This is a genomic window from Vibrio sp. VPAP30, from assembly GCF_001188205.1.
In the GTDB taxonomy this organism is placed as follows: domain Bacteria; phylum Pseudomonadota; class Gammaproteobacteria; order Enterobacterales; family Vibrionaceae; genus Vibrio; species Vibrio bivalvicida.
In genome coordinates, this window is record NZ_LBLS01000026.1 from 289527 (window position 1) to 301482 (window position 11956).

Genomic DNA, 11956 nt, shown 5'->3' on the forward strand with positions numbered 1-11956 from the left:
CAATTATCTCTTGGTGCTTTATTCAGTACAGACTTGATTTCGCCCGTTGGCTTTAGCTCGATAGAGGGCTTTGTCTGCACGATAAAATGTTCTTTGCGTATTCTCACCTTCACGGTGCAGTGTAATTCCGATACTGACCGTCAGCCCTCGTTCTCCGAGAATATTCTGCCAGCCAAATTTGAAAATTCGTTCGCGATAGTTCTCGGCGTGCATTTCGGCTTGTTCAAGTGTTGCGCGCTCGATAATGACCAAAAACTCCTCGCCACCAAATCGTACACATGACGCACCACGGAATTTAAAATAGGCGGCGAGTTCGTGAGATACATTGACGATAGCTTTGTCTCCCACTAGGTGACTAAGTTCGTCATTGATAGATTTAAAGTGATCGATATCGACGACCATCAGAGCAAATGGCACGTCGTGAAGTAATAAATCTTTCAGTTTTACATCGAGCCAACGGCGGTTATGCAGCGAAGTTAGTGGATCGGTGAATACATCTTGCTGAAGTTGGGCTACAGCATGCTTTTGGCTTTCTGTTGTTTCTTTTAGTTCACGGTTTTCTTGCTCGGATAGGATTAGCTTTAATTGCAATTCGAAGCGTGAAAGCCTGCGTAATTGGCTAGCGCCTAACTCACCTATTGGAATCTTTTTCATCAGATCGCTTTCAATGCGGTAGGCGCTCTTTTGATATTCGAGTGCCCCTTTGAAGTTGCCTTTTTGCTCACAGATTTCGGCGAGAGAATTGCAAAGTTTTAGGTTGAGAATCGGAGAGGCGTAAAGCTTGATTCGACGACGAGCAGACTCCAAAACCCAGTTAGCAATATGGGGTTTGTTTTGTTCGCTCAGGCAGGCCGCAAGTTCCAAGCGGATCATGTTTGATAACCACGAAGAGTGAATATTTCCTGCTGCATACTGAACATTGCCAAGGCACTGCATGGCCAATTCCATTTGCTTGTTCTGGCGGTAGAGTTTGGCTTGATAAAGCAAAATTTGCCCCGATAGCACCTTGTCACTGACCAGAATACTCAGTTCATCACACTCTTTGATTAAGTCGTTCGCCGCAGTAGTACGCTTTAGCTCAATATAGCAGGAGAGCATATAGAGTTTGTAACGTAGCCGTAGCGAGCGGCTACTAATAGCATGATCGATACTGTCTATTTTCTGATAGTACCTTAACGCACGATTGTGATCGCCATATGCATCACACAGGTTGCCCATGCCCAATACTGCAAGTACGTAAGCGTCAATGTACCCATTGTCTACGGCAATGGTTGATGAGCGAATGTATTCCGTTAACGCGCCATGAAAATCACCATTCTCAACCAACCTATCGGCAAGTCCATTTCTTACTTCTAGGATTAGTTCGGCGTCTTCAGGTAGTGTCAGGTGGCCTAGCGCCTCTTTCAATTCGTCAATACTGGTTTGGAGTTGCTTTAACTCAACGCGGAATTCGGCACTAATGATGAGGCATTGAGCAACTTCCTGAGGGGACGTCGCAACGTGTTGGCGGACGTGGTTCCAAAAGATTATCGCCTCTTCGCCAGACACAGAAGAGGGATCTAAGCCAGAGTCAGAAATTTTATTGAGTAAGACTTCCATGCTGCTGTTCCTGTCGCTGACTATCTTCTAATTGTTCTAAAGTAAATGGGAAGGTAAGAATATCTTGGAAGATGACTTTAGGTAGCACATCATCCAGTCCTTTCCTATGCCAAGGGTATATTTCAATCATCTTGGCTAATACGTGGAATACGTTAACGGCTTCATCCCCTTTGTCGGCAAGCAATATCCCGAGTCGTTCGCTACTCAGGCGAGACAGCATATCGCGCTTATTACACAATGAATGTGCGAGTTCAGTGCATACTTCGAGGTAGTTAGCGTCGCTGTGTTGAATGACGATAACTGCATGGTTAGAACGTTTTAGCTCGGTTTTAAATAGAACAAGCTGTTCCCACCAATAGGTTTCCGACACCATTTGACTCAATTGTTTTTCTGGATCGAACTCATGTTGACCACGAATGCGGTTGATCAGTTTTCTCGCTCGTTGCTCAAGTTGGCGTTTGGAAGCTCGCGCTTTATCATTGCTTACTCGAGCGGTCTGCTCTCTGAGCATGTTAGTGGAGTGACTTCGATACTTTCGGAATGCTTCGAGCGCAGTTTTATAATCCCCGGACTCTTCAGCTACCCGAGATTGTTGAAAGCAGATCTGAGACAATAACTCGCCGTTGTCGAAGGTAACCGCTGATTGTTCCGCATGAATGAGTAACTCTGCTGCTTTTTGTGGTCGTTTGCGGAGCAGTTCAACACGAGCTCGGCTGATAAAAGAGTGTGCTTTCATCCACACTAAGTCGTGCCGCATCGCCAGTTCGTGGGCTTTACTTGTCGCTTCTTCAGCGTCTTCAATACGCTCTAATCCTAACAAAGCTAAGCCTCTAAAATCCCACACTTCCGCTTGCCACGTGTTGTCGCAATGATCTTTTAGGGCTTCGACGGCGCCATCAAGCACAGAGAGCATTTCTACATAGTTGTTCAGTAGGTAATGATCCCACGCAAGCAAGATACGCGCTTTTCCTTCAAGCCAGTTAATACGAGCATTGTTTGCGACAATGACCGCTAATTCGTGTGTTGATTTCGCTAGATGGTACTCGTGAGTAATACGCCAAACATTGCCCAAGCCAATTAGAGACTCTAGTTGAATCTCGACTTCATCAACCAATGCGGATTGTTCTAATGCGTTGATCCAGTACTGTTGAGCGGAGTAGTATCTAGCTTGTCCCCAATACTGAAGCGCATGGATATGAAGGATTTCGGGGAGAAGGTCGTCGGTGTCTAATACATTAAGTTTGCTGTGTGCCTCTTTGATGTACTTGAGACCCTTGCGGTACTCCATCATACACCATGCACAGCGAGACATGATAATGAGACACTGAATCTCCCCTTCGGGATAGAGAATTTGCGCAGCACGTGCTGCACACTGCTCAGCGATTGCCCAAACTTTTTCGGGCTCCGATTCGACCTTGCTTTTTAGCTGATCTATTTCGACCTCGAGAAGTCGCTGGCTTTTATCCAATGAGTCAATCCTTTAACGGTATTACTGCTGAGCACACAACTTAGTATATTTCATTATATGAATAGCGATACGCTAAACTCCACTAAAAGTACTAAAACGCGTGTTGATTAACGGTGCCCGTCACAATACTAATAATTATGAAAGTAGCTCGCGCAGAGTCAAAGGTGATTGAGTAATCTCTAAATTCTGGGCGGCTGTCTTTCCCGTTTTATCTTGGTAGCACAAATTATGCCAAGCGCGGAAAATATCTAGCATTGGCATTAGGCCCCCAGGGCGCAGTTTGCGTCTAGGCTCATTGACAAAGCTTTCGAATAAGGTTTGAAATCGCGCCTGATAAAACTGAGTGCGTCGGATAGAAGCGCTGCGTAACCATTGTTTTGGTTGGTTATTTTTACCTGCAAGATAGCAGATGCCCTTTGAAGAATTGTTGGCAGAAGCAATGGCCCAGCGATCTCGCCACCAGCCCATATGAACTATATCGACCTTGTCGATGGCATTGTCTTCGTTCCATTCGTAATCTTCTTCCACATACATAAGGTCGATATTTTGACGCAAAATGCGCGGCAAACAGACACTAAGCGCTGCAGAACGCAAAACAGGATCTTGCGGCAAATAGATCGACACTTGACGTTCGTCTTGGCATAAATCGAGTACATGCAGGAAGTGCGCGTATGAGGTGTATGGTGGGCGAATCAAAGCACCTTTGGACGGATAGTTAAATACCGTAAGGTTGCCCATAGGGTCTTCAACATTTCCCCGAGCAAGAATCGTTTGGTATTGCTGATCGATTCGTTCCCTTAAAATGGGCGAGGGTGTCGGAGCGGGCATATTTGCTTCAGAAGAGTGATCGCGGGAGACAAAGCGAGCCGGATATTGATAAGGGTCGTGATCGGTATCGCCTTTAGGTTCTTCTGTTGCTGAGTAGTTCACATGCTGGCAAAGAATGTAGCCACTATGTGCTTCACCCGTAGCCATCCATAACACGCCATTATTGCTCTTTGGTTGCAAAGGAACATAAAACGAAGCCAGTTCATAACTCGCCGCATGGTTGACCCAGCGAGCGTCAAACATGGCAAGTTTACGACGGCAACGACTCGCAATATGATCAAGGTGATCATAAAACGTCTTTGGGTTGATTTCTAATTTGCGGCATATCTCGCGTACTGAGTAGCCCATAAAAAGCAAACCAAGGAGGTTTTCTTGAAATTGTAATTTTTTGTTGGCACCAGACCATTTGTCGACGAACGTAGATTGGCAGCATTTGCAGCGGTAGCGCTGACGATCGCCGCTGTATCCGAACGCATGATAGAGGTGTTTGTGGGTGTGGACAGATAAACCAAAATTATCGCATTCGTCATTACGACAAGCAGGAAGGCCATCACTGTGAAGTTGACGAAGTCGGTGAAGCTCATTGAGAACTTCTTGGTTATTAAGTAAGGGGGGGAAAGCGCCACATTCCCGACATACCATCGCAGGTCGCTTAGGGTTAGCATGCTGCACAACGTAACGATGTGCATCACTCAATCCAAAGTTGTCACACGCCAATGTTTTACAAAAGTTGAGCTGTAACCCGTTCGCTTCTTTTGGCAGTTGGCCGGCTGTCACTATCTCCCCCTCGGGATTATTCGGGCCACCAAACCTAGGTTCAGTGGCTAAAAGAATGGAATTAGATGTTGATTGCAGTTTCTAGTGCTACTTTCATCATGTCATTAAATGACTTCTGGCGCTCTTCAGAGCTTAGTTTCTCACCACGAATGATATGGTCAGATACCGTTAGGATCGTCAGTGCTTTAGCGCCAAGATCGGCCGCTACACCATAGATACCTGCTGCTTCCATGTCTACGCCTAGGATGCCGAGCTTTTCCATTTTCTCAAAGATGTCTGCTTCAGGAGTGTAGAAAAGGTCAGCAGAGAATACGTTCCCCACTTTTACCGGAACTTCTTGAGCGCGCGCTTGGCTAACAGCCTCTTCTAGTAGGCCGTAGTCAGCGATTGCTGCGAAGTCGTGATTGTTGAAACGGATACGGTTTACTTTAGAGTCAGTAGAAGCACCCATACCGATAACAACGTCCATTAGTTTTACGTCGTCACGTACTGCCCCACAACTACCTACACGAATCACGTTTTTCACACCGTATTCAGCAATTAGCTCGTGAACGTAGATGCAGCATGAAGGAATACCCATACCGTGGCCCATAACAGACACTTTCTTACCCTTGTAAGTACCTGTGTAGCCGAACATATTGCGAACGTCACATACTTGCTTCACATCATCTAGGAAAGTTTCCGCGATGTATTTAGCGCGTAGTGGGTCACCTGGCATAAGTACTGTTTCAGCGAAATCACCTGGTTGTGCATTAATGTGTGGGGTTGCCATAGTTATTACTCCAAAAAATATTAGTAATTCAAACTGCTGATTACTAATTATGTTGATTTTGAAAAATCTGTTGAGGCAATACTAGCTATATCTGCCAATGCTCCGTGAGAAGTATGTCACAAAAGGTGGGTATTTGATGCTTTTGTTGCTCATTGATAACTAAATTTGTTGAAAGTGGTTGAGCAATCGATTTGTAAAAACGTTTGCTTCATTCAGTGAACCAAAATGCCTTTAATCTCGTAAGTCTTTTACACGTTATACAAACGATTTATTTGTATATCATTCGAGTATTGTGCTAATTCTTATACAACAAATACTTTTGTACAGCATGGCTGGATGAGGAACTTAAAATGAAGCGACAGCAGATTAAAATTGGGATCAGTTCTTGTGTTTTAGGCGAGCGTGTTCGCTTTGACTCAGGCCACAAGATCAGCAAGTTTGTTACCAAGGAGTTGACTCCCTACTTTGAATTTGTCCCTGTTTGTCCTGAAGTGGGCTCGGGAATGCCTGTACCAAGACCAACCATACGATTGATGTCTAATGAGGACCGAATCGCTTTGGTTGAAACTAAAGACCAAACCAAAGAGCATACCCAGACTGTGGTCGACTACTCGAAGCATAAAGTCGCAGAGCTGGAGCGTGAGGAATTATGTGGTTATATCGTATGTGCTAAATCCCCAACGTGTGGCATGGAGCGGGTGAAAGTATACAGAAAGAACAGCGCAGAGAATGTAGGTGTAGGCTTGTATACCAATGAGCTGATCAAAGCAATGCCTTGGCTCCCTGTAGAGGAGGATGGCAGGCTGAACGATCCCGTGCTGAAAGAGAACTTTATTACTCGTATTTATACACTCAGAGATTTTTACGATTCTATCGGTGATGAACCAACTCGAGGAAAAATCGTTGCATTTCATTCTCGCTATAAATTGACCCTAATGGCCCATCATCCTGCATCTTATAAAGAGCTTGGTCAGTTGGTCGCCAACGCGAAGAAACACCATATAAAAGATTTCTATTTTCTCTATAGAGAAGGCTTGATGGAGGCGATAAGTTATAGAGCAAACCGAAAAAACAACACCAATGTACTGATGCACATTCAAGGTTACTTCAAGCGCGATTTAGATAAGACTCAAAAGCAAGAGTTGAGACAAATCATCGATGATTACCGCGTCGGCCTTCTTCCTCTGCTTGCACCATTAACACTTATAAAGCACTATTTGTCAGCTCATCCGGATAGTTATCTGGCTAAGCAAGCCTATTTAGAACCATACCCACAGGAGTTACGTTTAAGATATGGGCTGTGAGAAAAAACTATATGCCATCCGGGAAGTTTCAGAGATTACTGGCATTAAACCTGTCACCTTAAGGGCATGGCAGCGTCGATACAATTTGGTTCAACCACAGCGAACTGAGAAAGGCCATCGTTTGTATTCTGATGAAGATATTGCGTTGATTGGTGAGATACAAGGGTGGCTGAGTAAAGGTGTTCCAATCGGCAAGGTAAAAGGCGTACTAGAGTCTAATGAGCTGAGTAAAGGGGATATATACCTTGCCACCGAACAATTAGTCGAAGTGAATGCGTTCTTACAAGCGCTGGCTGATCTAAATAAAGGTAAAGCTGACTCCATTGTCGCGACTGTTTTTAAAGAGTATCCATTGGATATTGTACAAACGCAGTTTGTTAGGCCAGTAGAGAAAGCATTATCCGTTGTACGAATTGGTCTTCGTGCCTTGCAAAAGGGGTTAATGAATTCGATATTCGTCGCGAAAATCAATTCGATTATTGAGGCTGAAAATAAGGCGACTAAAGCCGGGAAATGCCTATTTATAAACTACGATAATGTTAGCGACGTTCATGCACGCCTTTGGGCATTAAAACTATCGGAATCAGATAATAAACTAGTCATTATCGATGGAGTAGAAGACCTATCTGGCTTAGTCGAGAATGAAGGGTTAGCTGCTTACACTGCGATCGCTATCTATAGTTCACGTCCAGCTACCACAGGGCAAGCAGCCATAATTGAAAGAGTAAAATCATCATTCTCTGGACAAGTGCTGCTTTCAGATTTGGTCGAAGAGTAAAATTTAGCCATGAAAATTGTCTGGTTGCGAAGGGATTTACGTGTTGAAGACAACACAGCCCTGATTCAAGCCTGTAAGAGTGGTGCACCGGTTGTCGCACTCTACGTCGCTACTCCACAGACCTGGAAGGAACAATCACTAGCACCAATTCAAGCTGACTTTATTTATCGCCGTTTGTTTGAGTTACAAATTGACTTAAACAAAAACAGTATTCCCCTTTATTACACGCAAACCGATTCGTTTAAAGACGCTGCCCGATTAGTGGCTGCCGTAGCAGTTAAAGAAGGTGCGAGTAGCGTATATTACAATAAAGAGTATCAAGTGAATGAACGCTCGAGAGATACTTTATTGTCTGAACTTCTTCAACTAGAGGGGATAGCGTATAAAAGCTTTGACGATAAATGCTTACTTAAGCCTGGTAGTGTGATTAACAAACAAGATACCTACTTTAAGGTCTTTACACCGTTTAAACGTGCCTACCTAAAGCAAATGTATCACCAATCTGTTTCGGTAGATAAAGTCACTCCGATGGGCTCAACAGGAAAGTTAGAATCGGGACTAGTAACTGAGTTTTCAAGTCAGTGCCGATTTGACTATCCAAGATTATCGAGCAATAGATACACAGTGGAAACCGAGAAAATAATCCATGCTTTAAGAGACTTTAGCCGTACTAAGGCTGACGATTATCACTCCAATCGAGATTTCCCTGCGATTGATGGGACAAGCGTACTATCACCCTTTTTGGCAATTGGAGCGCTTTCAGTAAGACAGTGTATGGCGAGATTGATATATGCCCAACCCCTTCCTCTAACTGGAGGACGGGAAGTTTGGCAAAGTGAATTGATTTGGCGAGAATTCTATCAGCACCTTTCTTATTTCGAGCCAAAACTCTCGAAAGGGAAGAGTTTCATTCCTTGGGGAGACAATTTAACTTGGGTAAACGCCATCGAAGCTATTGAGGCTTGGAAGAGCGGTAACACAGGTTACCCGATCATAGATGCGGCAATGCGCCAACTCAATGAGACTGGTTGGATGCACAACCGTCTGAGAATGATAGTAGCGAGCTTTTTGATCAAAGATCTGCACGTTGACTGGCGGATTGGTGAACAATATTTCATGTCCAAACTTGTTGATGGGGACTATCCTGCCAATAATGGTGGCTGGCAGTGGTGTGCGTCTACGGGGTGTGACGGTCAACCTTATTTTAGAATCTTTAATCCCATAACCCAAGGGAAAAGGTTTGACCCTGACGGGGTGTTTGTTCTTCGGTGGATTCCAGAGCTCAAAGATGTACCTAGCCAGTTTATCCATCAACCTTGGAAGTGGAGCTATGCTAAAGCTTTGTCATATCCTGAACCGATAGTTGATCACCAGACCGAAAGAGCGATAACCTTAAGTTTATATAAAGAAGCCAAGGAAGTTTAAATGGTGCGTAAGTTTCTCGCATTTCTGTGTTGTGTTAGTTCACCTCTGTTTGCCGCAACCTATGAGTTGCCAGTTGAAGAAAGCAGCATTGTTGGTCGAACCCAGTATCATCAGGTACAAGAAGGGGAGACACTCGCTAACATTGCAAAGCAATATGATGTTGGCTTTCTGTCACTTATGGCGGCAAACAAAGGCGTGGACCCCTTTTTGCCACAAACGGACTATGTGCTGACTATTCCGACTCAAATCATACTACCTAATGTTGAGCGCGAGGGTATTGTGATTAATTTAGCAGAGCTACGGCTCTACTATTTTGAACCCGAATTGAACAAAGTTCATATTTTCCCTGTTGGGATTGGTCGGGTAGGGCGAGATACACCCGAAATGGAAACCACTATTAGCCAAAAGCGCCCAAACCCAACATGGACTCCGCCTGTTTCTATCCGTAAAGATTACCTAGCGAAAGGTATTGAGCTACCTGCCGTGGTGCCAGCCGGGCCTGAGAATCCACTGGGTGAATACGCACTGCGTTTGGCCCACGGGGTAGGGGATTATCTTATCCATGGCACGAACAAAGATTTTGGGATCGGTCTGCGGGTCAGCTCTGGGTGTATTCGCATGGAACCAAAAGACATTGAGTGGTTGTTCCCACAGGTTAAGCTTGGTGAAAAAGTCACTGTAATCAATGAGCCAATTAAGGTTGCTCTCGAACCTGATCGTAGCGTGTTCCTAGAAGCACACGAACCATTAACTCGTAGCGATGGTGTAAAGAAGCAACTAGAGATGCCACTAGAACTGAGTTGGTGGCTAGAGGAGTTCGACCAATCAGATGTAAAAGCAAGGGCTGCTATATTGGCGCAGAATGGTGTGCCAGTTGAAATTGTTGCTCCGACACTAGTCAATTAAGAATAAAAGAAAGGGTCTGCATGCAGACCCTTTCTTTTAGAAGACGTGATTACTTAGTGTAAGACTGAGCAATGTTGTCGATACGTTCGTTGGCGCGAGCTGCTTCTTCTTGTGCTGCCATTGCAGAATCACCAGACTTACGTACTTCTGATTGTAGTGCTTGAACGTCTTGGCTTAGTTGGCTTACTTGATTGCTTAGCTCATCCATTTTTGCCGTAGTCGCTGCATCTGGACCAGACGCACAACCCGCTAGTAGAAGCACAGAAGATGCTGCAGCTGCGATCAACATTTTGTTCATGTTAGAACTCCTTACATAAATAAGTATCAATAATATGTCCTATACCTTTTTATCGTATAGTGACGTCAATCAGTGTAGCCCTAATTTTGTACTTGCTAAAGCAGGCAAAAGTCAAAAAAACCCAAGAATTTAAGTAATTATCAAATTAGTTGAGCTACGTCTCATTGGTGAGAGCAATGGATGTAAGCGCTGTATTGTAGTCACTCTATCTAATGGAGGAGGCATAAGAATATTTTCTGTGATCTCTATCCTCTTTGGGTGAATCCAGTTATCATAGCCTGTTTTTATTATAATTTGTGTTGTTCGGCATAATCGAAAGCCGGATCAACTACGCTGTGTGACCCATTGGAGAATACTTTGCACTTTAAAGATTTAGGTTTAGACAATCGCTTACTTAAGAACTTGAAGCATTTTGACTTTAAGAAGGCGACAGAAATCCAGCAACGCGCCATTCCGGTCGCCATTGCTGGCAAAGATCTGTTGGCTTCTTCTAAAACAGGTTCTGGTAAAACGCTCGCTTTTGTTTTGCCTATGCTGCACAAGTCACTAAAAAACAAAGCATTTTCTGCAAAAGATCCGCGTGCTGTCATCCTAGCACCGACTCGTGAACTTGCTAAGCAAGTCTATGGTGAGTTGCGTTCAATGCTCGGCGGTTTAACTTATGATGCGACACTGATTGTTGGAGGAGAGAACTTCAATGATCAAGTGAAAGCATTGCGCCGCTACCCTAAATTTATCGTGGCGACTCCGGGTCGTTTAGCCGATCACTTAGAGCATCGCTCGTTATTCCTTGATGGCTTAGAGACGTTAGTGCTAGATGAAGCCGATCGCATGCTTGATCTTGGTTTTGCTCCTGAACTGCGTCGTATTCACAATGCAGCAAAACACCGTCGTCGCCAAACTCTAATGTTTTCGGCAACGCTAGATCATGCTGAAGTGAATGACATAGCATTTGAAATGCTTGATGCGCCAAAACGTATTGCAATTGGTGCAGCAAGTGAAGAACACAAAGACATCACTCAGAAATTCTATTTGTGTGATCACCTTGATCATAAAGAAGCGATTCTAGAACGTATCCTAGAAGAAGCAGAATACAAGCAGTTGATCATCTTTACCGCAACGCGTGTTGATACGGAGCGCTTAACTGAAAAGCTTAATGAGAAGAAGCTAAAAGCGATTGCTCTAAGTGGTAGCTTAAACCAAGCTCAACGCAACACCATCATGAGTCAGTTTGAGCGTGCAGTGTTCAAAATCTTGGTCACAACGGATATTGCATCACGTGGTCTCGACATTGCTAATGTGACTCACGTTGTTAACTTTGACATGCCTAAGCACACTGAAGAGTATGTTCACCGTGTAGGCCGTACGGGCCGAGCAGGAAATAAAGGTGACGCGGCTTCTTTAGTTGGTCCAAAAGACTGGGATAGTTTCAAGCGCGTTGAGGCATATTTACAGCAAGACCTTAGCTTCTCAGAGCTTGAAGGTTTAAAAGGTAAGTTCAAAGGTTTGAAGCCGCGTAAACCGGACTACCGCAATAAAGGCAATGCAGAGCAAAAAGCTAAGCCTAAAGCGAAGAAGGTGGCAAAGAAACCAGTCAAGCGTGATAAGAGTTTCCACCAGAATGTTGCCGTAGGTGATAGCGTATTTATTCCTAAGAAGAAGACGCCGCCTAAACCTGATAGCGAATAGTCAAATAATACGAAAACCACTTGGTTCGCCAAGTGGTTTTTTTGTACCTGAGACTGATATATCAGATGCAACAAAAAAGGAGCCGAGTTGGCTCCTTAATTATTCTTAATAT

The 11956-nt window shown here is 44.3% G+C and carries 10 protein-coding genes; 5 read left to right on the forward strand and 5 right to left on the reverse strand.

The window, feature by feature from the left end; genetic code table 11:
* Positions 1-18 precede the first annotated feature (18 nt).
* The 4 genes from ZX61_RS11760 to deoD form a co-directional block, all read right to left on the reverse strand.
* The gene (locus tag ZX61_RS11760) at positions 19-1599 is read right to left on the reverse strand and encodes a GGDEF domain-containing protein (RefSeq protein ID WP_049844809.1); all 1581 of its coding nucleotides are present in this window, start codon (positions 1597-1599) and stop codon (positions 19-21) included.
* Entirely contained in the window at positions 1580-3067 is a 1488-nt protein-coding gene (locus ZX61_RS11765; RefSeq protein WP_049844810.1) for a hypothetical protein, read from the reverse strand. Before ZX61_RS11765 ends, ZX61_RS11760 begins: the two co-directional genes overlap by 20 nt.
* A 135-nt stretch (positions 3068-3202) precedes the next feature.
* Entirely contained in the window at positions 3203-4672 is a 1470-nt protein-coding gene (locus ZX61_RS11770) for a lactate dehydrogenase (protein WP_049844811.1), read from the reverse strand.
* Between the two features lie 61 nt (positions 4673-4733).
* Positions 4734-5444 carry a purine-nucleoside phosphorylase gene (gene deoD / locus ZX61_RS11775; protein ID WP_049844812.1) on the reverse strand — a complete coding sequence of 237 codons (711 nt, stop codon included), beginning with the start codon at positions 5442-5444 and terminating at the stop codon, positions 4734-4736.
* Positions 5445-5794: 350 nt separating this feature from the next.
* Here deoD and ZX61_RS11780 point away from each other — a divergent pair, with 350 nt between their 5' ends.
* Genes ZX61_RS11780 through ZX61_RS11795 form a run of 4 tightly spaced genes read left to right on the forward strand, consistent with a single transcriptional unit; the run spans position 5795 to position 9857 of the window.
* Positions 5795-6748 carry a YbgA family protein gene (locus ZX61_RS11780; protein WP_049844813.1) on the forward strand — a complete coding sequence of 318 codons (954 nt, stop codon included), beginning with the start codon at positions 5795-5797 and terminating at the stop codon, positions 6746-6748.
* Positions 6738-7526 carry a MerR family transcriptional regulator gene (locus ZX61_RS11785; RefSeq protein WP_049844814.1) on the forward strand — a complete coding sequence of 263 codons (789 nt, stop codon included), beginning with the start codon at positions 6738-6740 and terminating at the stop codon, positions 7524-7526. The genes ZX61_RS11780 and ZX61_RS11785 overlap by 11 nt, the downstream gene beginning before the upstream one ends.
* Before the next feature lie 9 nt (positions 7527-7535).
* On the forward strand, positions 7536-8951 hold the full coding sequence (gene phrB, locus ZX61_RS11790; RefSeq protein WP_049844815.1) for a deoxyribodipyrimidine photo-lyase: 1416 nt from the start codon (positions 7536-7538) through the stop codon (positions 8949-8951).
* On the forward strand, positions 8952-9857 hold the full coding sequence (locus ZX61_RS11795; RefSeq protein ID WP_049844816.1) for a L,D-transpeptidase family protein: 906 nt from the start codon (positions 8952-8954) through the stop codon (positions 9855-9857).
* A 49-nt stretch (positions 9858-9906) separates the two neighbouring features.
* Here the strand turns inward: ZX61_RS11795 and ZX61_RS11800 are convergent, their stop codons facing one another.
* Positions 9907-10155 (reverse strand): Lpp/OprI family alanine-zipper lipoprotein, encoded by a 249-nt coding sequence (locus ZX61_RS11800; RefSeq protein ID WP_049844817.1) that lies wholly within the window; start codon positions 10153-10155, stop codon positions 9907-9909.
* A gap of 345 nt (positions 10156-10500) precedes the next feature.
* Between ZX61_RS11800 and ZX61_RS11805 the strand changes: the two genes are divergently transcribed.
* Positions 10501-11844, forward strand: a complete 1344-nt coding sequence (locus ZX61_RS11805; protein WP_049844818.1) for a DEAD/DEAH box helicase — start codon at positions 10501-10503, stop codon at positions 11842-11844.
* The last annotated feature ends 112 nt before the right edge of the window (positions 11845-11956 follow it).

Coding starts and splice junctions, on each gene's coding strand:
- deoD (WP_049844812.1), bottom strand. CDS start 5,444: ATGGCAACCCCACACATTAATGCACAACCAGGTGATTTCGCTGAAACA.
- ZX61_RS11795 (WP_049844816.1), top strand. CDS start 8,952: ATGGTGCGTAAGTTTCTCGCATTTCTGTGTTGTGTTAGTTCACCTCTG.
- ZX61_RS11780 (WP_049844813.1), top strand. CDS start 5,795: ATGAAGCGACAGCAGATTAAAATTGGGATCAGTTCTTGTGTTTTAGGC.
- ZX61_RS11785 (WP_049844814.1), top strand. CDS start 6,738: ATGGGCTGTGAGAAAAAACTATATGCCATCCGGGAAGTTTCAGAGATT.
- phrB (WP_049844815.1), top strand. CDS start 7,536: ATGAAAATTGTCTGGTTGCGAAGGGATTTACGTGTTGAAGACAACACA.
- ZX61_RS11800 (WP_049844817.1), bottom strand. CDS start 10,155: ATGAACAAAATGTTGATCGCAGCTGCAGCATCTTCTGTGCTTCTACTA.
- ZX61_RS11760 (WP_049844809.1), bottom strand. CDS start 1,599: ATGGAAGTCTTACTCAATAAAATTTCTGACTCTGGCTTAGATCCCTCT.